The organism is Arthrobacter sp. yr096 (genome assembly GCF_900108925.1).
Classification (GTDB): Bacteria; Actinomycetota; Actinomycetes; order Actinomycetales; family Micrococcaceae; genus Arthrobacter.
In genome coordinates this window covers 46723-71738 of sequence record NZ_FNYI01000014.1, presented here as the reverse complement: position 1 = coordinate 71738, position 25016 = coordinate 46723, and the positions used below count along the sequence as shown (strand labels likewise).

Sequence of the window (25016 nt, the reverse complement as noted above, 5' to 3'; positions counted from 1 at the left end):
CCCGCCTAGTGATCCACATCACCTTGCAATATACTAGGACATCCAAGGGTTTGGAAGAGCCCGCGCGGGACATGACGAAGGGGTCTAATGCTCGACGAAAAAGCTGCCGGCACCGTTACCAACGGTTCGGCACCAGAACGCGTCCTCCCTCCTTATCCGGAGGCGGACCTGATGCACGTCATTGACCTGCTGCCCGACGGAGAGCGTGCCCGGTACCTGGAGATCCGGGAATTCCTGCAAACACGCATCCGGGCGGCCAGCATCGAGTATTGGAACCGGGAGGAATTCCCGTTCGGGCTGCTGGCAGACATGGCCAAATTCGGGCTTGGCGGCCTTCAGACTGACGGGTCCACCAAGCTCTTCAAGGGCCTGATGTACACCGAGATCGCCCGGGCAGACGTATCGCTTTCTGCCTTGGTGGGCATCCATAACGAGCTCATCGTGGGCATGATTGATGAGCTCGGCTCCCCGGAGCAGAAGCGCACATGGCTGCCCGGGTTGGAGGCTTTTACCCAGCTGGGAGCCTTTGCGCTCACCGAACCGGACCACGGTTCCGACATCGCCGGAGGACTCTCGACGACGGCGCGACGCGACGGCGGCGAATGGGTCATCAACGGTGCCAAGCGGTGGATCGGGGCCGGCACGATTGCCGATTTCGCCCTGGTATGGGCCCGCGATGAGTCAGACGGTCAGATCAAGGGCTTCATTGTGGAGACCGACCGCCCCGGGTACACGGCCACCAAGATTTCGAACAAGATCGGCCTCCGCATCATGCAGAATGCGGACATCGTGTTGGACGAGGTGCGGATTCCCCTTGAGAACCTGCTGCCCGGTGCCACGGAGTTTTCCCGTGCCAATGACCTGCTGCGCGATTCCCGGGCCTGGGTGGGGTGGCAGGCCGCGGGGATTCAGTTGGCGGCCTTCGATATTGCCCGGGCCTACGCCTTGGAACGCAAGCAGTTTGGCAAGGAACTGGCACGCTTCCAGCTCGTCCAGCAGCAGCTCGCCGACATTCTGGGCAATGCCAACGCTTCACTGTCCATGATGGTGGAGCTTGCCCGCATCCAGCAGGCCGGGAAACTCGAAATGGTCCAGGCTGCCATGTGCAAAGCCACCACCACCCGGCTCGCCCGTTCGTCCGTGGCGATGGGCCGTTCCTTGTTGGGCGGGAACGGAATCACCACGGACTACGAGATGGGCAAGCTCTTTGGGGATGCTGAGATCCTCTACACCTACGAGGGCAGCTACGAGATCAACTCCATGATCGTGGCCCGTGCGGTGACAGGGAAATCCGCGTTTGTTTAGGCCTTGACTGTTAGGGCGGGGTCTTCTTGGGCAGGGTCCGGTGACGGTGCAAGGACCGCGTGCTCGGCCAGGACTCCAGTCCGGTGCCTGATGCGGAGACGGTAGAGGAGCGTTCCACCAATGACTACTGCCGCAACGAACATGACGCCGCCCCATTGCAGGTACCACTCGAAGGGCGGTACTGAGTTGTAAATCTCCGGCCGAGGCCACACAAGGTTCAATGTCATGGCTCCGCCCCAGAGCACTGCCACGATGTTGACGGGCAGCCCCCACTTGCCGAGGCTGAATCCGGGTTCTGATCCATCGTCCTTCAGGGGCCACTTCTTCAGGAACCGGCGCCGCAGCATGGGCACGGTCACCAGCAGGTAGGACAGGTAGATCAGGACGATGCTGATGCTGGAGAGGATGGTGAAGATGGCCGGCTGAGAGATGTTGACGATCAACGGAATCACAGCCACAACACCGATGACGATCGCAGCAACCGTGGGGGTTTTGCGGGTGGGGTGCACTTTGCTGAGCTGACGGCTGAAGGGAAGGTTGTTGTCCCTGGCCATGGCGAACATCATCCGGATGGCTGCTGCGTGGACGGCCAGAGTGCAGACCACAACGGCCACGACGATGCAGGCCAGGAACGCTTTGCCGAACGGGCCACCCAACACCGACAGCACAATGTACTGCAGCCCGCCATCAGCGGCTCCGAGCTTGGGATCGGAAAGGTCGGGTGCGGCCAGGATTCCGCCCAGCAGGAGCAGCCCTCCCAGAAGGAAGGATGCCGTGACAGCGCGCAGGATTGCCCTGGGAGCCGTTTTCTTGGGGTCCTTGGTTTCTTCACCCAAGGAACTGGCGGTATCGAATCCGTACATGACGTAACCGGAAGCCATGGCGGCAATGAGGAACACTCCAAAGAAGCCCAGCGGATGCTCTTCGCCAAAGCCAGCGGTATCCAGGAGGACTTCGGGTCCGCGCACGGAATGCCAAATGAGCGCAGCAATGAGCAGGACAGCAGCAACCAGTTCCACGAACACGCCCACGCTGTTGATCATGGTCATGAGTTTCACGCCGAACGCGTTAATGAGGGTGGAAATGCCGATCATGATGCTGGCCAGGATGACCCCGTTGACCGCAAAGTCGTAAGGGCCGGTTCCATCGCCCACCAGCTGGAAGCCACTCCAGATCTGCGGCAGGGTGATTTGGAGAGCCAAGGCAACGGAACCCAGGGCCATGATGGAAGAGAGCAGCAACAACCAGCCGGCCAGCCAGGCCCACGTTCCGGTTGAAAGCCTCTTGGCCCAGTTATAGACCGAGCCGGCCACCGGGTAGCGGCCGGCGAGTTCTGCAAAGCACAGAGCGACCATAAGTTGGCCGACGAAGACGATGGGCCACGACCACGCATAGGCCGGTCCCGCCGTCGAAAATCCGAAGTAAAACAGTTGAAAAACGCCGGTGAGGATGGAGATGTAGCTGACGCCGGCGGCGAAGCTGGCGAACTTACCGATGCTGCGGTCAAGGGTTTGGGCATAGCCAAACTCGTCCATTCCGCTTGCATCGCTCTTGCAGGGTCCTAATTTGCTGGGTTCTGACATTCGAACTCCTCATTCAGACATGCACGGTTGGTGATAACCTGCGGCCGCCTTTGGACGCAGTGGATATCAAAGTCCGGGCACCACGGTGTGCCTCGGGCTGTTCCCCCATTGGTGTTGCGTTGGTCTAAAGCAAGTTTCCTGATCAGGCGAGAGACAGGCTGAAGTCGGCCTCCGCTGTCGTTGTATCGTCCGTCCGGCCGGCAGCCAGGTTGGCCTTAATGAGATCGGCACAGCGCTCGCCGATCATCATGACGGTGATGTTGGGGTTCACCGTGACGTGTTCCGGCATGACGGAGGCATCGGCCACGCGCAGCCCGGTAACGCCCTTGACCCTTAGCTCAGGATCCAGGGGTGACATGGGGTCCTCCACGGGTCCCATCCGGACTGTGCCGACGGGGTGGTAGACGGTGTTGTGTGTTTTACGGATGTAGTCCTGCAACTCCTCGTCGGTTTGTGCCTCGATACCAGGTGATAGTTCCCGGCCGGTCCATTCGGCCATGGCGGGCTGCGCCGCGATTTCCCGGGCCTTGCGGATACCGGCCACCATGACGCGCATGTCGTGCCCCTCCGGATCGGTGAAATAGCGGGGGTCCACCATGGGCTTGTCGCGGAAGTCCCGGCTACGCAGTCGAACAGTCCCGCGGGAGCGCGCGTGCGTGACGTTCGGAGTCAGGCTAAAGCCGTTCTCCGTGGTGGGGTAACCGTAGCGCAGGGTGTTCATATCGAAGGGCACGGAACCGTAATGCATCATGAGGTCCGGGCGGTCCAGGCCCTCTTCGGTGGGAGTGAAGATGCCGATCTCCCACCACTGGGTGGAGGTCTGCACCATGGGCTGCTTGGCCTCGAACTGCACCACGCCTTCCGGATGGTCCTGCAGGTGCTCCCCGACGCCGGGGGAGTCCACCAGGACCTCGATGCCGTGCTGCTCAAGGTGCGCCGCCGGGCCGATGCCGGAGAGCATGAGCAGCTTGGGGGAATCGATGGCGCCCGTGGACAGGATGACCTCGCGATGCGCGTTCAACCTGTGCGTCCGGCCGAAAGCCGAGTCAACAACGTCGACGCCGGTGCAGCTCTTGTCCGCGTCGAACACCAGTTGGCGGGCCCGCAGGCCGGTCAGCAGCGTGAAGTTTTCGCGGTCGATGATGGGGTGGATATAGGAGACCGAACTGGAAGAACGCGTCCCGTCCGAGCGGCGGTTGATCTGGAAAAAGTTGGCGCCGTTGATCACGGTGGTGCCGTCATTGAACTTTGCCCGGGGGATCCCGGTCTGCTCACAGGCATCAAGGAGTGCAACCCCGGCGGGATCGTTCGGGGGTACGTTCATCAGGTGCACCGGACCATCATGGCCGTGATGCGGAGCGTCCGCTCCGGCGTCCTCGTTGCTTTCCAGCCGCTGATACAAAGGCCAGGCGGCGGCAGCGTTCCAGCCGGTGGCGCCGTACTTTGACTCCCACTCGTCCAGGTCTTCGCGGGGAGCCCAGAACGCGATACAGGAGTTGTGGCTGGAGCAGCCACCCATGACTTTGGCACGGGCGTGGCGCATGAAGGAGTTCCCGTTTTCCTGCGGTTCCACCGGGTAGTCCCAGTCGTACCCGGATTCCAGCAGTTCCATCCAGCGGTCCAGTTGCAGGATTTCGGGCAGGTTGCGGTCATCCGGGCCGGCTTCCACCAGCGCCACCGTGACGTCAGGGTCCTCGCTTAACCTGGCGGCGACGGCAGCGCCGGCAGACCCGCCGCCAATGACGACGTAATCGAACCCGCGTTCGCTGAGGTTCTCAATATTGTCGACGTGCATCTAGTTCTCCTTGCCGTGGTCTGCGAACCAGCCGGTCACCTGGGGGCTGGTGTTCTGGTAGATGTGCTTGGCTTCCTGGTATTCCCCGAGGCCGGTGGGGCCGAGCTCGCGGCCGACGCCGGACTGGCCAAAGCCGCCCCACTCGGCCTGCGGAAGATAGGGGTGGTAGTCGTTGATCCATACCGTGCCGTGGCGCAAACGGCCCGCAACCCGCTGGGCCTTGCCTGCATCCTGCGTCCAGACCGCGCCCGCGAGTCCGTAGATGGTGTCGTTGGCAGTGGCTACGGCTTCGTCCTCCGTGCGGAACGTTTCCACTGTTACTACCGGGCCAAAGGCTTCGTCGATCACTACCGACATTCCCCGGGTCACGCGGTCCAGGACGGTGGGCTGGTAGTAGAAGCCGGCGTCGAACTTTTCACCTTCAGGGGCCGCGCCGCCACACCGCAGCCGCGCGCCTTCGGCCACGCCACGCTGAACGTAAGCGTCCACCTTGTCGCGGTGTTCGGCGGAGATGAGCGGGCCGGTTTCGGCGTCCTCGTCGAACGGGCCGCCGATGCGGATGTTCTTTGCCTTCCGGACCAACTCGTCCACGAAGCGTTCGGCAATGGATTCCTCCACCACCAGCCGCGCCCCGGCGGAGCAGACCTGGCCCGAGTGCACAAAGGCGCCGTTCAGCGCATTGTCGACGGCGGCGTCAAAGTCAGCGTCAGCGAACACGACATTGGGGTTCTTGCCGCCCAGCTCCAGCGCCACCTTTTTCACGGTGCCGGCTGCGGCTGCGGCAATGCGCTTGCCGGTTTCCAAGCCCCCAGTGAAGGAAACCAGGTCCACGTCGGGGTGCTCCGAAAGTGGTGCGCCCGCTTTGACTCCGGGACCAGTGACCAGGTTGGCGACGCCGTCCGGCAGACCCAGGTCCTTCAGCAACTGCATGGTGAGGATTGCGGTGGACGGGGTCAGTTCGGCCGGCTTGAGGACGAATGTGCAACCGGCGGCAAGCGCCGGCGCGATCTTCCACGCAGCCTGCAGCAGCGGGTAGTTCCACGGCGTGATCAAGCCGCAGACGCCCACGGGCTCGTAGACGATTTTGCTCACGACGGCGGGGTCCCCGGCGTCCACTACGCGGCCCGCCGACTGTCCGGCGAGCCTTCCGAAGTATTCGAAGCAGGCGGCGATGTCATCGATGTCGATGCGGCTTTCGATGATTCTTTTGCCGGTGTCCAGGGATTCGGCGCGGGCGAACTTTTCCCGGCGTTCGCGCAGTTCCGCCGCGACCTTGAGCAGGAAGGCGCCGCGCTCGGGAGCGGGGACGTTTGCCCAAACGCCGGAATCGAAGGCTGCGCGGGCTGCGGAAATGGCTCGCTCGGCGTCCTCGCGGCCGGCTTCGGACACCGTGGCGACAGGCTCGCCGTCGGCCGGGTTGTGGATTTTTCTTACAGCACCGGACGCAGCCGGCTCCCACGAGCCGTTGATGAAAAGCGTGGAGGCAGAATCGGAAAATGTGGCTTGGGTCATACGAAGCAGGCTAGTCCATCTTGAACATCCGTTCAAGGAAAATAATGAACAGATGTTCAATTAGCCTTAGTGTGCGTTAATACTGATGTTGTGGCGCATCTCCGCGATGGTGGTTTTGAGTGTCTCGACATTAGGGCAGAGCGCCTCCACCTTGACTGTGACTGCCGGCTTGCTGAAGGTTCTCACCGCGGTGTACCCGTAGGAGTCGCCCGATGGGTAGGTGAGAGACAACATGTCCACTCCGCGATTACCGGCCATGCCGTAGCCCAGGGTTGTCTCCTTGACGTTGGCGGCGAGGTCCGGCTTGCCGGGGATGAGGATGGCGAGGACCTTCAACGTAGATGCGTGGTCGTCACCGGCCACCAACTCGGAGGGTTGGTTGCGCACCTGGATGGTTCGGACCTTGCATTGCGTGGTATCCGAGCTGAAGGTCATCATCCCGTCCGTCGCCATGCGGCTGTAGTCGGCCTGCCATACGGCGCTGGGATCTGTTAAAGAGCTGGCAATGTCAGGGGTGTGTCCACCATTTTCATCACCCAGGATTCTGTTGCCGTTCTCCCACGTGAGAGATTCAGTGGCGGGGTCGAGCCCCCCGGCGCCGGCAGTTCCGGCGGTTGACTCAGCCTGAGGTGGGGGCGTGGAGCTTGTAGCGGCCGTGCCGGGATTCTTGGCTGGAACAGCGGCGCCGGTGGCGCAGCCTCCCAGGGCTGTGATGACAAGAATGGACGCGGCGGCCGCAACCAACGGCCTGCCCAACAATTCAGTGCACGCCCACAGCTCATCTGTCATGCCCACCATCCTTCAATCGGGGTGAGGCATTGGCGTTTGTCTTTAGACGGTTGCCGCTGTGAGGAGTTCGTCCGTTTCCGGACTCGGACGCTCTGGGAGGATGGGGGCGTTGATCAGGGACCGGTCGTAGACAACGAGGGCGTTGTTCTCGATGATTTGCGCTTTGGACGTTACGAGTCCCGTCCGCTTGTCGCGAGTATGGCGAACCACCTTGTTGTGGCGGTAGACGTTGCCGTCTGCTTCGTGGAAGTAGGCGTCTTCTTCGCGGATGTGAAACTTCACTGTGGGAACGCGTTCGGCGCGCAGTTCACCACACAAGTGCTCTTCGGTGGTGGTGACAAGGAATTGGTAGGCCTGGTCCGTATCGTTGCGCACCCTGTAGTCCAGGTAGTTGTAAATGATCGAGGTCCCCGACCCGAACGGGATCTGTCGGTTGAAGTCCGGGAACAAGTCCAGATCCCCGTGGTGGTGGTGTTCGACCACTGTCAGTTCGCTATGTAGGACCATCCAATGCAGCAGATTGGTGAACTGGCACAGCCCTCCGCCGATGCCCGAGTCCGCCCGGCCGTGGTTGATGACCAGTCCCTCACGGTAGCCCTTGGCTTCCGTGCAGCTGCCCACCAGTTTCCAGAATGAAAAAGTCTCTCCCGGCCGGATGACCACGGAGTTGACCAGAGGTGCCGCGATCCCAAGGCTGACGGCTTTGTTTTCCTGCAGGTGCAGGTCGACATTGCCCAGCTTCCGTCTGATCAGTGAATTGTGGCGATAAACCACCTCCGGCAACACCTCGTGAGGGCGTTGCCTGGCAAAGGCGGTGGAAGAGAAGAAGTCCTTGGCCTTGCGCGTGATGATCATGCGCTGAACCGAGAGACGGTAGGTCAAAGGCGATATTTCGCAGAACAGCTTTCGTGCCAAGGCTTCCCCAATAACAAGCCCTGAACAGGGCAGAGCGACGCCCGGAAATCTCGGGGTCAAGCGTATTTTTTCAGACGTTGGAGAAAACCCCAAAACCGTGACGATCCCGGCTATGACGAGTCATGCAAAAGCCTGACCGAATGGCTCACTCATGCATGGGTTAGACCTCATGCACCGAGTTAGGTGAGGAACGTCCGGTAAGGGATCTTTTACCGGGCACCGCCGATGACTATTCGGAGAGGCGCTTGGTCAGGATGCGGTGGGTGAGGTTCGGGATGACCTGTTTCCGGCAAGGAACCAGACAAGCGGGCCGAGAACAGGGACTGCCAACACGACTAGGATCCACAGCGCGGTGCCGACCGGGGTCTGATGTTTGTTCCGTATGATGCTGATCAGCGCAGCGATGAAGAGTATCGCAATTGCCAGGCCCGCCAGCAGGGTTGTGGCTTCCCACGCCGGCGGAATGATCGGATTGGCATTTTCGGATCCGGATTGCATCAATAACATGTCGTCCCCAATGTGTCTTAGCTCCTCATCCGGTGGCTGCCGCACTCGGTTGCGGAAACCCTACCGCTAACCGCTTCTTCCAGGACAGTCGACCGCCTGCATCCCCGTGCCTTGCCACCTAAGCATTCGGCAGGCACTCCTGGATAAAAGCGCTCGAATATCCGCAAGCCCATCCCTTTAAGGACAGCTCCGCGGCATCGAACGCCTGCTGGCCAACTTTCAAGGTCACTCTGGGAGAGTCGATCTTGCCAGGCATGCTGCCGATCGCAACACGGCTCAATGCCGACGACGGCGGGTGCTGCCGCCGTCGTCGGCTTTCTAATCCCGTCAGTGAGTGGCGTTAGCCGAACACCCGGGTGCCTTCAGGCATCGCGGGCATGGAGGAGGCTCCACCACCGAGGTCCTTGTCATTGGCGGTCAGGCCGGTGGGGTCGTAGTAGGCGGCGACCAAGCGCTGCTTGATGTAGCCCAGCACTATCTGCCCCTTGCTATCGCAGTTCCTGGCGGTGATGGCCGTGAAGTTCTGCCAGCCATTCCCCGCAGCTGGGCGGATGGTCTTGGAGCTCCACTGGGTGGGTGTGGCATCCGGGATGATGTACTGGCGCAGTTCGCCGGTGGTGAGTGTGGCCATCAACACGGCGACAGGCTTGCCGTTGATGGCGATTGAAGGCGCCGAGCCGATGGCTGTAATGGAGGCGCCTCCGCCGAACACCTTGACCGTGCCGGTGATGGTCCGGGCGTTGGTGTCCAAGGTGTAGCGGTAGAGTTCGCCGCCGTTGGTGAGCCGGAAGATGAACTGCTGGCCCCGGACGTCCGCTGTGCCGCTGTAAGCAGTGGTGATGGACTTCTGGAACCACCCGTTACCAATGGTGGTGATCGGTCCGTCGATGGAGTGCTTCCAGGTGCCGTCCGCCTGGAGGTCCTGCCGCTGGTTGTAGAACTTCGCTTTGCCGTCCGAGGAGGTGCCGAAGTAGGAGAACTTGCCGAAGGTCTCGTCCCCTAATCCGCCGGTCTGCGTCAGGTACGTCGCATCGAACGGTACGGGCGAGGACCAGCTGCTGTTCTCCCAGCGGAGCTTGCCGCCGCTGAGGAAGACGGCACCGAGATTCCCGTTCGGTTCCATGCTCAGCAAGCCACCGAAACAGTCGGCGGGCGTCGGCGTCGGGGTGGGGTAGGCCGTGGCGGCGCTCGCCGGTGCGGCCCCGGAGAGTGCCAGAGCGCACGCGGCGAGGCCGCCGAACAGTTTGGTGGTGAGCTTCATGAATATCCCCCGAGTCTGATGAGTGGTCATCTGATATTCGGCCACATCCCGCCCTTGGCGCTATGGGGTGAACTACCCACGTGTTGTGCTCAGCGAGGGGCGAAGGCGATCTCTTCCGTGCGGGCGATGCCGCGCTGGATGGCCGCCTTGTCAATTCCCAGGAGTGTGGTGAGCCACATGCCGTTCTGCACCACCACAACGTCGGCGGCCCGATCCCGGCATTCCTCAGGTGACAGCCCGGGAACGGCGTTGCCGATCAAGGCCGCAAGCCCCTGGAGATATCGATCAAAGGCCGCGGCGTTGATCTGTGCAAATTCCTCGTCCGCCTGGGCGAGGGCCCACAAATGCAGGCGGAGCGATAGGTATGGTGTGGTCAGGAGTCCCGGATCCGCAACGCGCCGCAGGGACTCCCGGAGTTGTTCGTCCGGGGTTGACGTGGCCCTCAGCTCCACCAGCAGGAGGTCGTGTTCTTCAATCTGGTGAAGCACCGCGCGGATCAGGCTCGATTTGTCTTCGAAGTAGTAGTTCACAAGCCCCAGCGCGACGCCGGCTTCACGCGCCACAGCCCGCATGTTGATACCTGAAATGCCGTGGCGGGACAGCAGTTCCAGGGCCGCGTCGAGAATACGTTTCTGCCTGTCAACCTGTTCGCCGGATTTCACGGTGCTTGTACCCATCCGGCCAGACTATTGCCTAACCCTGATCGGCGCATCCTGGGCTGCTACAGGTGCTTCTCCGCGTAAACCCGCAGGGCATCGCGGACGAACGTAGCCCCTGATTCGCCGCCGTAGTTGGCCGCGAACCTCGGATCAGCAACGTACATTTCGCCGAGTCCCGTGACGTAACCCTTGACGTCTCCGCCAGGTGCCGCCGTCGGGGTTCCCGGGATGCCGCGGAGCCATGCGACGTGACGTTGCGCCAGATCCTGCGCCTCGGCACTGTCGGGCGAAACCCCGGATGCGGCGGCGGTAATCCAGTCCGCGCCCAATTTTTGGGAACGGTCCTTCCATTGCTGTTTCTCTTCGGCGCTCATGCCGCGCCACCAGGAATCACTGGCGGCGTAGGCGTCTTTACCCCAGCGCTCCTCCACCTCGTCCTTGTACTGAGTGTGGTCGAAGCCGTCAAACATGTCCTGTGCCATGTACTTCCCATCCCCTTTCATAGTGTCGATGGTTTGCCGAACGGAGGCGATCTGCCGGGCCAGTCTGTCCTGCTCCCGGGCCAGCCATTCCAGATGGCTGCTCAACGCTTTGACGGTGTCCGTCTCACGGTTGAGCACCTCGGCGATGGCCGGCAAGCCAAGCCCAAGTTCCCGTAACAGCAGGATGCGCTGGAGCTGCACCAGCGCCGGACCGTCATAGTAGCGGTAGCCGTTATGACCGGTCCGGCTTGGTTTCAGCAGCCCGACGTCGTCGTAGTGACGCAGCGTGCGGCTGGTGGTGCCTGCGATCTTGGCGATTTCCTGGATTGACCAGTCCATCCGTCCTCCGTCCTTGCCCTGTTCTTCGACTGTAGAGGTTGACGCTACGTCAAGGTCAAGGGGACTTCGGTGACCACTAGTCAGCCAGGATGAGGTAGAGCGCCCGGCGGGTTTCGTCGAGCTTCTCAATGGCAGCCTGACGTTGTTCGTCAGTGGCTGCTGAGCGGAACTGGTGGATGACGCCCATGAGCTTGCCCACGCTTTGGTGGAATGCGGCTCCAGTGCCATCAGCCTCGGTGTTCCAGGCGTTGGCCAGTTCTTCTTCATGCTCGGCGATGTAGGCCCTGCCATCATCAGTGAGCGTGAACTCGGTCCGGCGGCCTTCGCCGACGGCGACGATCAGCTCTTCGTCGACCAACTGCTGCAGTGTTGGGTACACCGAGCCAGGGCTGGGGCGCCATGCGCCGGAGGTCTTCTCTGCGATGGTCTTGATCAGGCCATAGCCATTGGATGGCGCCTCGGCCAACAGCGAGAGAATCGCTGCGCGGACGTCGCCGCGGTTGGCTCGGCGTGAGCCGCCGGGGCCAAAGCCGCGCGGACCGAAGCCGGGGCCAAAGCCGCCGGGACCAAAGCCTGGGCCGAAGCCGCCAGGGCCAAATCCGCCTCCGCCGTGGCCGCCGGGGCCGCGGCGACCCTTGCCTCGGCTAAAGCGTCCCCGGCCGTCTCCGTGCTCGGGGTGCTCGTGGCCGTGTTCCGGGAAATTGTTGTCGTGTTCGTTGATGCCTTTCATAACAGCATCGTCCTTTCGGTTGTGTTACGGCGAAGGAGTATCGGCGATAGTTAACGATATATCGGTAACTATCGCAACGTCAAGACCGACGCTCTCTCACCTTTAGGCCGCTTTTCCCGAACGCTCTCTCACCTCAGCGATGGAGGTGAGAGAGGGTTGGTGGGAACCGGGTGTTAGGTGAGAGAGGGTTGGTGGGAACCGGGTGTTAGGTGAGAGAGGGTTGGTGGGGAACGGTCGTTAGGTGAGAGAGGGTTAAAGCACGACGGCGGGTGCGGACTTATCAAAAGTCCGCACCCGCCGTCGAGGTGCTTTACGCTAGCTCAGGCTATTTCCACCAGGTATCAAAGATGGTGACCGGAACGGTGCGCTTGTGCCGTGTGCGCAGGTACTTCTGTTCCAGGAGCTCTGCAACGTCGTCGGCAACGTCGCGGCCCTCGAGGTAATCGTCGATCTGGTCGTAGGTGATGCCGAGCTCGTCTTCGTCGGTGCGGCCCGGCTTATCATCCAGGAGGTCGGCGGTGGGAACCTTTTCCCAGACCCGTGAAGGGGCCCCAAGTTCGCCAAGAAGTGCCCGGTTCTGGCGCTTGTTCAGGCCGAACAGCGGCAGGATGTCCGCGCCGCCGTCGCCGAACTTCGTGAAGAAGCCCGTCACGGACTCGGCGCCGTGGTCCGTGCCGATCACCAGGTAGTTGTGTTCGCCGGCCAGTGCGTACTGGGCGATCATGCGTGCGCGTGCTTTGGTATTGCCCTTGTGGAAGTCGGAGATCGGGGCGCCGGTGGTCTTCTCAAACTCGTCCTCGAAGCCGTCCACGGCTTGGGAAATGTTGTAGGTCCACTCGGTCTTGGCCTTGATGAAGTCGAGGGCTGCCTGGGCATCGTCTTCGTCGTGCTGGATGCCGTAGGGGAGGCGCACGGCAACAAAGTTCGCGTCCACGCCCTCGGCTTCCAATTCCTCAACGGCCAACTGGGCGAGGCGGCCGGCCAGCGAGGAATCTATGCCGCCGGAGATGCCAAGAACGAATCCCTTGGTGTGCGTCGCCTTCAGGTAATCCTTCAGGAATGAAACGCGTTTGCGGACCTCCTCTGCAGGGTTGATCCGGGGCTGTACGCCCATTTCCTCAATGATCTTGGCCTGGAGTTCGCGCATGTGTTCCACACTAGTCAGCACGGTCGCAAAGCCTCAACCATGTTGCGCCGTTAGTTGGGGGAGACGGGTCCCGTGGAACCGCGGACGGTGAGGTGGGTGGGCATGACGGACCGGCTGCGGTTTCCGCCGCCGGCCAATGGGTTCAGCTGGGCCAGAAGCATGGAGACGGCCACGCGACCCGCCTGTTCGATGGGGGAGCTCATGGTGGTCAAGGGTGGGTTGCAGAAGTCGGCGCCGAAGATGTCGTCGCAGCCCACAATGCTCATGTCCTCCGGCACGCGCAGACCCCGCTCCCGGAGCCTCTGCAACATGCCGATCGCGATGAGGTCGTTGAACACGATGCACGCGGTGACGCCACTGTGGACTGCGGCATCAGCGGCTGCGGCGCCGGATTGGGTTTTCGGCGCAAACGGACCCAGGCTGCGAACCTCGACGCCCCGGCTTTCGGCAGCCGCAGACAAGGCGCCCCAGCGTCTCGCGCTGGACTGCGAAACGGCAGGGCCGGAAACATAGGCGACGGACGTGTGGCCCAGGGAAATGAGGTGGTCCAGCGCTTGCGGCATTGCCGAGGGGGTGTCGATGATGACTGCCGGGACGCCGTCGACGTCGCGGTTGACGGTAACCATGGGCATCCGTGCGGCAGCAGCGGCGAGGGCGTCGTCGTTGAGTCGCGACGCAGCGACGATCACGCCGTCGGCACTCTTGCGCAATTGCTCCAGAGTGCTTGCTTCCACTTCATCTGATTCTTCGGTGTCCACCAGCAGCTGCGTATAGCCGGCCGCTTTCAGCTGGAGTTGCGTACCCCGGATGAGGTCGAAGTAGAACGGGTTGGTGATATCCGGCACCAGCACGCCCACGGCTCCGGTCCGGCCCGAACTCAGGGCCTTCGCCTGGGAGTTGGGGGTGTAATTGAGTTCGACGGCGGCGGCCTGGATCCGCTCGCGGGTGCGGATATTGACGCGGTCCGGATTGGCAAGGGCCCTGGACACTGTGGAAGCCGCGACGCCGCATAGGGCGGCAATGTCATGGATGGTTGCAGGCCTGCCTGCAGCCACAGGCTGCGTCGCCATGGGCGTTCCTCTCTGAACGTCAGATCATCCGGCTGTGACCACTGCCACACCGTTGATCAAGAGTGCCACACGTTGGCGGACTATGGCAATCGGTTGTCAATTACGTGCCAAGCTGGCTAAACTCATGGGAACAAGACGTGCCTGTGAACTGCGTCACCGGGCCCCGGTCGGTGCCGTACCAGGACTACCTAGGAGATTTTGTGACTCAACCCCATGCTGTGTGGAACCTGTCCGGATTCGGCGACGAAGTAGATCCGGATCCCGCCGTGCAGGCTGCCGTACTGCTGGCCCTCGGTGCCAGCCACATTGAAGTCCGCAGCGCCTGGGGCACCAATGTTTCCGAATTGGAGCCGGATGCAGTGGAGCGGCTCAAGTCCATCCTCGAGGAGAAAGGCCTCAAGGTTTCCGCCGTTGCCAGCCCCATCGGAAAGGTGGATGTCAGTCTGCCGGTAGAGCACGAGGTGGCCCGGCTTCGCCGGATCATGTCGGTTGCCAAGGCGCTGGACACCAAGTATGTCCGCATCTTCTCCTTCTACAGGGCTGAAGGGCAGAGCCAGGAAGAAGTCCGCGGGGCGGTCATGGAACGCATGGCTGCGCTGGCTGGGGAAGCCGCAGCAAACGGCATCGTTTTGTTGCACGAAAACGAGAAGGGCATCTACGGCGACACCCCGGAGCGCGTTCTGGACATCATGGAGACGGTCAACTCGCCGGCACTTCGGGTCGCCTGGGACAACGCCAACTTTGTCCAGGTAGGCGTCAAGCCCTACACCGAGGGATACGCCATTCTTCGCCCCTACCTCGAATACCTGCAGGTCAAGGATGCCATCGCCACCACGGGTGAGGTGGTCCCTTCCGGCGAAGGCGATGGAGAACTGGAAGCAACCATCGCTGCCCTCGCGGCTGATGGATACACGGGCTTCGCCTCGCTCGAGCCGCACCTGGCCAGCGCCCACGAGCTGGGCGGCTACTCGGGGCCGGTAGCTTTTGGCATCGCTGCCCGCGCGTTCGCCGGCCTGGCCCACAAGAGTGGCGTCACCCTGGCCTGAACTGTGCTGGCTTGAACTGTGCTGGCTTGAACCGCATCCCGGACGGCACCACTATCACCGGAACAGCACTATCACCAGACGGCATCATCCTTCGAAGGAGCAGGAATGACTAGAGCGGCAATCATCGGTTGCGGTGACATCTCCACGGTCCATTTTTCGGCAATCGCCACATTGGGCGACGTCGAGCTGGTGGCGGTTTGCGATACCGACCCAGGTCGGTTGGGGGCGGCAGCAGCCGCCCACGGCGTCCCGGGGTACGCGGATTTCCTGGACATGCTCAGGGAGGTGAGTCCCGACGTCGTGCACGTCTGTACGCCGCACCACCTCCACGCCTCCGTGGCCGCCGATTGCCTTGAACGCGGTGTCAACGTCATTGTGGAAAAGCCCCTGGCGCACACCCTGGCCGAGGGTAAGCGGCTCATTGAGGTGGCTGAGCGGAGCCCGGCCAAGATCGCCGTCTGCTTCCAGAACCGCTACAACGCGACGTCGCGGGCCATGCGGAAAATGCTCGACGACGGCGGGCTGGGCCAGGTGATTGGCGCGTCGGCCACGGTCATGTGGCACCGGGACGGCGACTACTATCGGAGCCGGCCGTGGCGCGGCACCTGGGCTGAAGGTGGCGGGGGCCTGATGATGAACCAGGCCATCCACACCGTGGACCTGCTGCAGTGGTTGGTGGGCGATGTTGCCAAGGTGGAGGGCCGGGCGTCGACGCGTTCCCTGGCTGGCGTGATTGAGGTGGAGGACACCGCGGAGTTCGTGGCCGAGCATGTAGGTGGTGCGCGGAGCGTTTTCTATGCCACCTTGGCCAACGCGGTGAACGCTCCCGTCACTCTGGACATCGTCACGGAAAAGGCGACGCTGAGCCTCCGGGGGGACCTCACCATCACCTATGCCGATGGCTCTGTGGAAGTGGTTCCGGAACGGGTGGCGGAATCTGGCGGCAGATCCTACTGGGGTGTTTCCCATGAGCTGCTCATCGCGGACTTCCATGCAAGCCTTGGCGAGCCGGGACCGTTCTGGATCAACCCTGCCGAGGCGGGGAAGTCGCTGGCCATCGTCAAGGATATCTACGCGCAGAGCTACCCGGACATGGTGGGCCGCGTGGGCTGAACGCGTTGTGCAACCGCTTGACGACGGGGCCGGAAACCAGGGGGTGTTTCCGGCCATTTTCGTGTTCAATCCGCAGGATCTGCCCGCTCTGCGCGGCAACTTGGCAACAACATGAGAAACTTTTGACAATCGGTTGCCAAGCGTCTCCAAAGTCCGTACTGTAAATCCCACACCCGGAAATATGTGGTCCAGGCCACACCCCTTCGTTCTGACTCGCATCAGGCAAAAGACTCAGTAGGAGCCGACAATGAAGTTAGGTCCCAAGGCGGCAGCAGCCGCCATCGTACTTAGCGCCTCCCTGGCGCTCACCGCATGTGGTGGCGGCGCCGGAGCAGGCTCCAACGCCGGCGGCGGAACAGCCGTCACGGCCCTGACGCTGGGCACCCTCCGGGACATCACGTCCTGGGATCCCGCCCAAGCCCACGTCGGCCACGCGCTCCAGCCCTACCAGGCGGCCTATGATTCCCTGATCCTGCGGGAGCCGGATGGCAAGCTCAGCCCCATGCTGGCCACCGCGTGGAAGTACAACGAGACCAACACCAAGCTCACGGTGGACCTCCGGACCGACGTCACGTTCAGCGATGGCGCCAAGTTCGACGCTACGGCGGCCAAGGCCAACCTGGACCACTTCAAGAAGGCGAACGGTCCGCAGATGGCCCAGCTGAGCTCGGTATCGGACATTGCAGTGGTGGATGAGGACACTATCGACATCAACCTCAGCGCCGCTGAGCCTGCCCTGGAGTACTTCCTGAGCCAGGCGGCCGGCCTGATGGGTAGCCCGGCAGCTTTGGGCACAGACGGAATCAAGACTGTACCCGTGGGTTCGGGGCCGTACGTCATGGATAAGGCTGCCTCAGTGAAGGATTCGCAGACGGTTTTCACCGCCCGCGAAGGCTACTGGAACAAGGACCTCCAGAAGTACAAGAAGCTGACCCTCAAGATTCTCATCGACCCCACAGCGCGCACCAACGCCTTGGTTTCCGGGCAGATCGACGCCACGCTCCTGGATCCCAAGAACGGCAAGCAGGCCGAAGGCGCCAAGATGAAGCTTGAAACCAACCAGGTTGACTGGTCCGGTTTGCTTCTGCTGGACCGCGACGGTGCCAAGAACCCGGCGTTGGCCAACGTCAAGGTCCGCCAGGCCATCAACTACGCCTTCGACCGCAAGACCATCCTGGAACAGGTCATGCTCGGCCAAGGCACCCCCACTTCGCAGCCTTTCGGCAAGGACAGCGGTGCATGGACCGAAGAGCTGGAGAACTACTACAGCTACGATCCCACCAAGGCCAAGCAGCTCCTGAAAGAATCCGGTTTCGAAGGCAAAGTGACCATTGACGTTCCCACCCTTCCGGGAGCCGAAACACTCATTTCGGTGCTCCAGCAGCAACTGGCCGACGTCGGAATCACGCTGAAGCCCGGTGCAGCGATCACCAACACCTTCACCGCCGATGTTGCGGCGCAGAAGTATCACGCACTGTTCTTCAATCTCTTCCAAGGTGAGCCCACGGTTGCGATCGATCAGATCGTTTCAACCAAGGCGCTGTACAACCCGTTCAAAAACACCACTCCTGAGCTCGAAGCCAAGATTGCGGCCGTACGTGGCGGTGGCCAGGACGCTGGCACCCTGGCCCAGGAAGTCAACAAATATGTGGTGGAACAGGCGTGGTTCGCCCCGTTGTTCCGCGTGAACCAGATGTATTACCACAACGACAAAGTGAACGTCACCCCGCAGGCACAGCAGGCCGTTCCGTCCATCTACAACTACTCGCCCGCCAAGTAGGAACCCATGATCAAGTTCATTGCGAAAAGGCTGGGCAGCGGGTTGGTGGTGCTGTTCGTCGTCTCAGCGCTCACCTTCACCCTGCTGTACACCTCCAGCGGCAGCATTGCCCGGAACATCCTGGGAGACCAGGCCACACCAGAGCAGGTTGCGTTGAAGGAACAGGAGCTGGGCCTGGACCAGCCCTTGGTGACCCGTTACTTCGCCTGGCTGGGCGATGCCGTCAGCGGAAACCTCGGTGCTTCCTGGTTCACCTCGGAGCCGGTGGCCAACTCCCTGGCCACCCGTATCCCCGTCACCATGACCATGGTGTTCACCGCAATGATCCTGATCGCCATCTGCGCAGCACTGATCGGTGTCGCCGCGGCCGTCAAGCGCGGCTGGGTGGACAGGGTGGTCCAGATTGGCGCGATCGTTGGGGACTCCATCCCCGGGTATGTGATCGGCGTGTTCCTGGTAACCATCCTGGCCATCCAGCTGGGCCTCTTCCCGGCCACCAGCACCATCTCTCCCGAGGTGGGGCCGGAGGCCTGGGTCTACTCCATGACCCTCCCCGTGATCGCACTGCTCATCAACGGTGTGACCGGCGGGGCCCAGCAGATCCGCAGCGCAGTGATCAAGCAGCTGGAGCGTGACTACGTCCGGACGCTGCGCAGCCGCGGCGTTGGGGAGCGCGAAATCCTCTTCAAGCACGTGTTGCGCAGCGCCGCTCCCGCAGGCTTGACGGTGTTGAGCCTGCAGTTGATCGGCATGCTGGGCGGCGTGGTGATCATCGAGCAGATCTTCGCCCTGCCGGGAATGGGACCCCTCGCGGTTACCGCCACCGGCCAGTCCGACCTTCCCGTGGTGATGGGAGTGGTCATGTACACCGTGGTGGTGGTCATCGTGGTGAACCTCCTGGTGGACATCCTCAATGGTTGGCTCAACCCGAAAGTGCGTGTCTCATGAGTGACTCCATAGATACAGCGGCTGTCGCCGCCCCCGTCCCTACAGGCCAAAGCGGCACCGTGGTCCGTTCCACCGTGATGCGTCGACTCCTCAGGAACCCATTGGGCATCGCCTCCTTGGTGATCCTGGGATCCATCGCCCTGCTGGCCATCTTCGCCCCTGTCCTGGCGCCGTTCGAGGAAAACTTCGCGAACATCACCAAGACCCTGGCACCGGCAGATTCCGTGAACATCCTTGGCACCGACAGCGCAGGCCGCGACACCTGGAGCCGCCTGCTCTTCGGTGCGCAGCTCACCCTGTTGTCCGCCCTGCTCTGTGCAGGGGTTGCCATCGCAATCGGCCTACCCGCGGGCCTGATTGCGGGATACTACGCCGGGAAGTTCGAGGCCGTCTCCAACTGGGTGGTCAGCATCCTCATGAGCCTGCCCGGCCTGATTGTGCTCCTCACCATCCGCGCGGCTTTTGGGCCCTCAGTCTGGATTTCGATGATTGCTTTCGGCGTCCTGATCAGCCCGTCCTACTTCCGCCTGACCCGGACCGCTGTCCAGTCGGTCCGCAACGAGCTCTACGTCGATGCAGCGCGCGTCTCAGGCCTGTCTGACCTGAGCATCATCGCCCGCCACATCTTCTCCGTGGTCCGCGCACCCATCATCATCCAGACCGCGGCCATCGCGGGAGTTGCCATCGCCATCCAGTCGGGGCTTGAGTTCCTGGGCCTGGGCGATCCCACCAAGGCAACATGGGGCGTCATGCTCTCCGAAGGTTTCAAGAACGTCTACATGACGCCAACGTTGCTGCTGTGGCCGGCATTGGCCATGGCGCTCACCATCGGCGGCCTGGTCCTGCTGGGCAACGCCATCCGCGATGCCTTGGAAGACGGCGAGAAGATCAAGCACCGTAAAAAGAAGACCGTTCCGGCGGAAAGCACGACGACGGACCCCGCCAAGGCGGGCCAGTCACGGAAGTCCGTGGCCGCCGTCGAGGTTGGAACCGAGCACCACCTCATCAAGGTGACCAACCTGGGCGTTGGATATCCGCAGGCTGACGGTTCGGTCAAGAAGGTGGTGGACGACGTCTCGTTCCATGTGGACCGCGGCGAGATCCTGGGGATCGTGGGCGAATCGGGTTCGGGCAAGTCCCAGACCGCATTCTCCATTCTCGGCCTGCTGCCGGACAACGCCAGGATCGTGGGCGGTTCCATCCAGTTCGACGGGAACTACACCGTTGCCCCCGGTGATGACCGCGTCAGCCAGGAGCGGTTGTCCAAGCTGCGCGGCAAACGGATCTCCTACATTCCGCAGGAACCCATGAGCAACCTGGACCCGGCCTTCACCATCGGATACCAACTGGTGACCCCCATGGTGCGTGTCCTTGGAATTTCCAAGGCAGAAGCCCGGAAGCGGGCACTCAAGCTGCTCACCGACGTCGGAATCGTCAACCCGGAACGCACGTTCGAGGCTTACCCGCACGAGGTTTCCGGTGGCATGGCACAGCGCGTGCTGATCGCGGGCGCCATCAGCTGCGAACCTGACCTGGTGATCGCTGACGAACCTACCACCGCCCTGGATGTCACCGTCCAAGCGGATGTGTTGGACCTGCTGCGTGAGCTCCAGCAGCGCCTGAACATCGGCGTCATCCTGGTGACCCACAACTTCGGCGTCGTTGCCGACCTGTGCGACCGCGTGGCCGTCATGCAGAACGGCAGGCTCGTGGAAGAAGGCACCGTCCGGGACATTCTCCGGAACCCGAAAGAGCAGTACACGCAGACCCTGCTGGGGTCCATGCTTGAAGGAAAGACTCCCATGACCATGCTTGTATCGAGGCCTGGGTCAGCAGCACAGAAGGAGCCGGTGGCATGAGCGTCTCTCTTGACTCATCGCAGAAGTCCCCGCTCCTGGCGGTGGAGAACCTGGTGGTGGAGTACCCGAGCAAGCGGTTCCGGGCCAAGCCGTTCCGAGCGCTGACTGATATCAACATCACTATTGGCCAAGGAGAAACCCTGGGGCTGGTGGGGGAGTCCGGCTCGGGCAAAACCACCCTGGGCCGCGCCGTGTTGGGACTCGCGCCGGTCACCGCAGGGAAGGTCATCTTCGAGGGCAACGACATCAGCAACGCTTCCCGCAAGGAGCGGCGGACACTGAGCCGGGACCTGCAAGTGGTCTTCCAGGACCCCTACACCTCACTGAACCCAGCCCTTGAAATCGGCGACATCCTTGCAGAACCGCTGGGTGTCCAGGGCATGGAACCCGCCGCAGCCAAGAAACGGGTCCAGGAGTTGCTGGACCAGGTTGGACTTCCCTCCGACGCTATCCACCGCCTGCCCCGCGAGTTCAGCGGCGGACAACGCCAGCGCGTTGCCATTGCACGGGCCCTGGCGTTGTCCCCCAAGCTGATCGTGTGCGACGAACCCGTCAGCGCCCTGGACCTTTCCACCCAGGCGCGCGTGCTGGACCTGTTCCTGCAGATCCAGAAGGACACCGGTGTTTCCTACCTGTTCGTGTCCCACGACCTCGACGTCGTGCGGCACATCAGCCACCGCGTCGCCGTCATGTATCACGGCGAAATCGTGGAGCAGGGCCCTGCGGAGATCGTCACCCGCGATCCCGAGCACCCCTACACGCAGCGGCTTCTTCTCGCCTCACCCGTGCCCGATCCTGACCGGCAGGAACAACGCCGGGCGGACAGGCACCGGCTGATGGCCAACCAACGCAACCAGATTGAACAAGCGGGTGCCGTTGCCTGACGGCCGGCGGCACCCAGCAGAACCCATGCGGCCCCTTAATTGTGGCCGGAACTTTCGGAGGAAAAAGTGGCCACAATAGGCGTACAGGCGATGATGTTGAAGGACAGCTTCGCCGAAGTTGGAGCGTTTGAAACCCTGCGGAAAGTCAACGCAATCGGGTACAACGCGGTGGAGATTTCCCAGATCCCCATGACACCGGAAAACGTTGACGAGCTGGACCGCTCCCGCACCGAGTTGGGCATGGATATTGCGGCTCTCTCCGTCAATGTGGAAGGCCGCAAGGGAATGCCCGTGGAATCACTCGCGGACAATTTCGACAAGATTGTTGATGATGCCAAGCGCCTCGATGCTTCTCTGCTGCGCATCGGTATGCTGCCGTTCCCGGCCATGAAGTCGCTGGACGCCGTGGTGGAGTTTGCCAAGCAGGCCAACGGCTACGCCGAGCGGCTCCAGGAGCACGGCATTGGACTTTACTATCACAACCACCACATCGAGTTCGCCAAGTTCGATGGCAAGTACATGCTGGACATCATCGCGGACAACTCCCCGGCAATGGGCATGGAAATAGACGTGCACTGGGTACAGCGCGGCGGACTGGATCCTGTGCGCACCTTGGAAAAATACGCGGGCAGGACCGCCATGGTGCATCTGAAGGACTACAGGATCGGACAGATGCCGGAAGCGTCCTTCGGGCTCCTGGAGAAGGGCGACTTCCCGGGGTTCATGGCCGAGTTCAAGAATGTTGTCCAGTTCGCCGAGGTGGGCGAGGGAAACCTGGACTTCCCATCAATCGTGCCCGCAGCTGTGGCCGCCGGAGCCCAGTACCTGCTGGTGGAACAGGACGAACTCTACGGACGAACTGTTTGGGATGCGCTGCAGACCTCATACGACAACCTGATGGCCATGGGCCACGGCGACCTTTTCTAGAATTTTCGACAGGAGATCACATTCATGAGCAACAAAGTACGCCTCGGCATCATCGGCCTGGGCCAGCAGGGCGGCGCCTATGCCAAGTTCATCAAGGACGGGCTGGTCCCGAACATGGAGATCGGAGCTATCTGCGACGTCGATCCCACCAAGAAGAAGCTCGCCAGCTCCCTGTACCCCGGTGTCCCGTTCCATGACAATTACATCGCCATGCTGGAGAGCGGCTCCGTGGACGCGATCGTCACTTGCGTTCCGCACTTCCTGCACCCGGAAATGGGCATCGAATCCCTCAAACGGAACATCCACGCGCTGGTGGAGAAGCCGGCCGGCGTTTACACCAAGCAGGTCAAGGAACTCAATGAGTTTGCGGCCTCCAAGCCTGAGCTCTCCTTCGGCATCATGTTCAATCAGCGCAACAACCCCCTGTACAAGAAGCTCAAGGAAATCGTAGACAACGGGGACATTGGCAGCATCCGCCGCACCAACTGGATCATCACCAACTGGTGGCGTCCGCAGGGTTACTACAATTCCAGCGAATGGCGCGCCACGTGGGGCGGTGAAGGCGGCGGCGTCCTGGTGAACCAGGCACCGCACCAGTTGGACCTGTGGCAGTGGATCTGTGGCGCACCCAAGTCCGTGTATTCGAAGGTGGCCTACGGCTTCCGCCGCGATATCGCCGTCGAGGATGAGGTCACGGCAGTGGTGGATTATGGCGACGGCGCCACTGGCGTTTTCGTGACGGCCACCCACGACATCGTGGGAACGGACAGGTTCGAAATCCTGGGCGACCAAGGCAAGATCGTGGTGGAGGACAGCAAGGTTGCAACCGTCACCCGCCTGGTTAAACCCGAGCGTGAGCTCAGCGATTCCATGGACATGGACGATGTCCGCAAGCTTTTCATGGGCCAGCTGAACCGGGACGAGTTCTACTCCACCGAGGTCATCGAGTTCGAGTCCGTCTGGGGAGGTCAGCACGCGGGTGTCCTGGAAAACTTTGCCGCCAACATCCTGGATGGGACGCCGCTCCTTGCCCCCGGCTCCGACGGAATCAACGGCGTCCGTCTGGCCAACGCGATCCACCTCTCCAGCTGGACGGGCAAGGAAGTCTCCCTGGACTTTGATGAAGATGAATTCCTGCAGGAGTTGAACAAACGCATCGCAGGGGAAGGGAAGTTCCCCGAGCGCTCTTAGCCCTTTCGGAACAGGCCGGTTGTCACCATTCTTTGGCAACCGGCTTGTTTTGTTGCCATGAGGTCTACGATGGAGCGGTGACTGACGTGACCAGCCCCGGAGCAGCAACCGCCCCCAGCAAGCGTGGCCGGGGGGAGAAGTCCTCTGCCACCATCTACGACATCGCCAGGCTCGCCGGCGTGAACCCATCCACGGTTTCACGCGCCCTGAGCAAGCCGGGCAGGGTCAGCGCCAAGACGCAGAAAATCATCGAGGACGCGGCGGAGCAACTGAACTACCAGGTGAACCCGTTCGCACGCGCTCTCCCCACCGGACGCACGCAAACCATCGGATTGATCGTCGCGGACATCACCAACCCCACCTTCTTCGACATCATCCGCGGCGCGGAAACCACGGGCTCAGCCCGTGACTACACTCTGGTCCTGGCTGAATCCGCCGAGTCACCGGAGACTGAGGTCACGGCCGCGCGACGCCTGCTGAGCACTGTTGATGGCCTCATTCTGGCCAGTCCCCGTGTGGATGACGACCATATCCGCGCTCTTTCAGCAGACAAGCCAGTGGTGGTCATCAACCGGCAAATCGATGGCGTGCCGTGCGTTGTGCCCGACGTCAACAAGGGCATCAGTGAGGCTGTCCGCAGCTTGGCCGCCAACGGCCACACCAACCTCGCGTATGTCGCCGGACCTGCGCAGTCGTGGATGACAGGCCGCCGTTGGGAAGGTGTCAAAGCTGCTTGTGAGTGGTCCAAGTTGGGCGCCGTCCGGCTGGAATCGTCCAAGCCAACGGTCGACGGCGGCCGGCAGGTTGCGCGCGATGTCCTGGACAGCGGGGCGACGGCCGTCATCACCTACAACGACCTCCTGGCCATCGGCTTGATGCAGGAATTGCAGGCCGGCGGGATGCGCGTTCCGGACCAGATCAGCATTGTTGGTTTCGACGACATCTTCGGGGCAGACTTCACCACTCCAGCCCTGACCACCGTGCGTTCACCCTTGGGGGAGTGCGGAACCCGCGCCGTGACCATCCTGTTGGACGTGCTGCAGGGCCACGATGCTCCGGATGAAGCCGTGAGCGTGGAAACCGAACTTGTGGTGCGCGGCTCCAGTGGCAGGCTTCTGGCCTAGCCTGGAGCTCCAGGAAGTACTGGCAGCAACTAGTTGGCAATTTTTGGCAA

The 25016-nt window shown here is 62.0% G+C and carries 22 protein-coding genes; 10 read left to right on the top strand and 12 right to left on the bottom strand.

Annotated elements, in window-relative coordinates; all coding sequences use genetic code 11:
* Positions 1–87: 87 nt before the first annotated feature.
* Positions 88–1305, top strand: coding sequence for an acyl-CoA dehydrogenase family protein (locus tag BMY91_RS22290; protein WP_090826175.1), 1218 nt, complete (start codon positions 88–90; stop codon positions 1303–1305).
* On the opposite strand, the gene BMY91_RS22285 is transcribed toward BMY91_RS22290, so the two are convergent.
* The 12 genes from BMY91_RS22285 to BMY91_RS22230 all read right to left on the bottom strand — a co-directional run bounded on the left by BMY91_RS22285 (position 1302) and on the right by BMY91_RS22230 (position 14094).
* Positions 1302–2888, bottom strand: a complete 1587-nt coding sequence (locus BMY91_RS22285) for an APC family permease (protein ID WP_090826172.1) — start codon at positions 2886–2888, stop codon at positions 1302–1304. The two genes, BMY91_RS22290 and BMY91_RS22285, sit on opposite strands and share 4 nt — an antisense overlap.
* 142 nt (positions 2889–3030) lie before the next feature.
* Complete coding sequence (locus BMY91_RS22280; protein ID WP_090826169.1) at positions 3031–4683, bottom strand: GMC family oxidoreductase; 1653 nt, start codon at positions 4681–4683, stop codon at positions 3031–3033.
* Positions 4684–6195, bottom strand: coding sequence for an aldehyde dehydrogenase family protein (locus BMY91_RS22275; RefSeq protein ID WP_090826167.1), 1512 nt, complete (start codon positions 6193–6195; stop codon positions 4684–4686). It lies immediately after the preceding gene.
* 66 nt (positions 6196–6261) lie between these two features.
* Positions 6262–6984, bottom strand: coding sequence for a hypothetical protein (locus tag BMY91_RS22270; protein WP_090826164.1), 723 nt, complete (start codon positions 6982–6984; stop codon positions 6262–6264).
* A 42-nt stretch (positions 6985–7026) separates the two neighbouring features.
* Positions 7027–7839 (bottom strand): VanW family protein, encoded by an 813-nt coding sequence (locus BMY91_RS22265; protein ID WP_254780006.1) that lies wholly within the window; start codon positions 7837–7839, stop codon positions 7027–7029.
* Positions 7840–8148: 309 nt separating this feature from the next.
* A complete protein-coding gene (locus tag BMY91_RS23670) occupies positions 8149–8397 on the bottom strand; it encodes a PLD nuclease N-terminal domain-containing protein (protein WP_371261073.1) in 249 nt (82 codons plus the stop codon).
* A 349-nt stretch (positions 8398–8746) separates the two neighbouring features.
* Entirely contained in the window at positions 8747–9667 is a 921-nt protein-coding gene (locus tag BMY91_RS22255; protein ID WP_090826156.1) for a hypothetical protein, read from the bottom strand.
* A gap of 89 nt (positions 9668–9756) precedes the next feature.
* The gene (locus BMY91_RS22250) at positions 9757–10344 is read right to left on the bottom strand and encodes a TetR/AcrR family transcriptional regulator (protein WP_090826153.1); all 588 of its coding nucleotides are present in this window, start codon (positions 10342–10344) and stop codon (positions 9757–9759) included.
* Positions 10345–10388: 44 nt separating this feature from the next.
* Positions 10389–11147: a MerR family transcriptional regulator gene (locus tag BMY91_RS22245; protein ID WP_090826150.1), complete on the bottom strand. Its 759-nt coding sequence runs from the start codon at positions 11145–11147 to the stop codon at positions 10389–10391.
* A gap of 76 nt (positions 11148–11223) precedes the next feature.
* The gene (locus tag BMY91_RS22240) at positions 11224–11877 is read right to left on the bottom strand and encodes a PadR family transcriptional regulator (RefSeq protein ID WP_090826147.1); all 654 of its coding nucleotides are present in this window, start codon (positions 11875–11877) and stop codon (positions 11224–11226) included.
* 325 nt (positions 11878–12202) lie between these two features.
* Positions 12203–13024 (bottom strand): ammonia-dependent NAD(+) synthetase, encoded by an 822-nt coding sequence (nadE, locus tag BMY91_RS22235; RefSeq protein WP_090826143.1) that lies wholly within the window; start codon positions 13022–13024, stop codon positions 12203–12205.
* Between the two features lie 50 nt (positions 13025–13074).
* On the bottom strand, positions 13075–14094 hold the full coding sequence (locus BMY91_RS22230) for a LacI family DNA-binding transcriptional regulator (protein ID WP_090826140.1): 1020 nt from the start codon (positions 14092–14094) through the stop codon (positions 13075–13077).
* A gap of 200 nt (positions 14095–14294) precedes the next feature.
* Between BMY91_RS22230 and BMY91_RS22225 the strand changes: the two genes are divergently transcribed.
* The 9 genes from BMY91_RS22225 (at position 14295) to BMY91_RS22185 (ending at position 24966) form a co-directional block, all read left to right on the top strand.
* A complete protein-coding gene (locus BMY91_RS22225) occupies positions 14295–15140 on the top strand; it encodes a sugar phosphate isomerase/epimerase family protein (protein ID WP_090826137.1) in 846 nt (281 codons plus the stop codon).
* 105 nt (positions 15141–15245) lie between these two features.
* A complete protein-coding gene (locus BMY91_RS22220; RefSeq protein ID WP_090826134.1) occupies positions 15246–16253 on the top strand; it encodes a Gfo/Idh/MocA family protein in 1008 nt (335 codons plus the stop codon).
* Between the two features lie 247 nt (positions 16254–16500).
* Positions 16501–18033 (top strand): ABC transporter substrate-binding protein, encoded by a 1533-nt coding sequence (locus BMY91_RS22215; protein WP_090826131.1) that lies wholly within the window; start codon positions 16501–16503, stop codon positions 18031–18033.
* 6 nt (positions 18034–18039) lie between these two features.
* Positions 18040–18981 (top strand): ABC transporter permease, encoded by a 942-nt coding sequence (locus BMY91_RS22210; RefSeq protein ID WP_090826128.1) that lies wholly within the window; start codon positions 18040–18042, stop codon positions 18979–18981.
* A complete protein-coding gene (locus tag BMY91_RS22205) occupies positions 18978–20840 on the top strand; it encodes a dipeptide/oligopeptide/nickel ABC transporter permease/ATP-binding protein (protein ID WP_090826125.1) in 1863 nt (620 codons plus the stop codon). The genes BMY91_RS22210 and BMY91_RS22205 overlap by 4 nt, the downstream gene beginning before the upstream one ends.
* Positions 20837–21724: an ATP-binding cassette domain-containing protein gene (locus BMY91_RS22200; RefSeq protein WP_090826122.1), complete on the top strand. Its 888-nt coding sequence runs from the start codon at positions 20837–20839 to the stop codon at positions 21722–21724. Before BMY91_RS22205 ends, BMY91_RS22200 begins: the two co-directional genes overlap by 4 nt.
* A gap of 66 nt (positions 21725–21790) precedes the next feature.
* Positions 21791–22651 (top strand): sugar phosphate isomerase/epimerase family protein, encoded by an 861-nt coding sequence (locus BMY91_RS22195; RefSeq protein WP_256212875.1) that lies wholly within the window; start codon positions 21791–21793, stop codon positions 22649–22651.
* A gap of 24 nt (positions 22652–22675) precedes the next feature.
* Positions 22676–23842, top strand: coding sequence for a Gfo/Idh/MocA family protein (locus tag BMY91_RS22190; protein WP_090826115.1), 1167 nt, complete (start codon positions 22676–22678; stop codon positions 23840–23842).
* 77 nt (positions 23843–23919) lie between these two features.
* The gene (locus BMY91_RS22185; protein WP_090826112.1) at positions 23920–24966 is read left to right on the top strand and encodes a LacI family DNA-binding transcriptional regulator; all 1047 of its coding nucleotides are present in this window, start codon (positions 23920–23922) and stop codon (positions 24964–24966) included.
* Positions 24967–25016 lie beyond the last annotated feature (50 nt).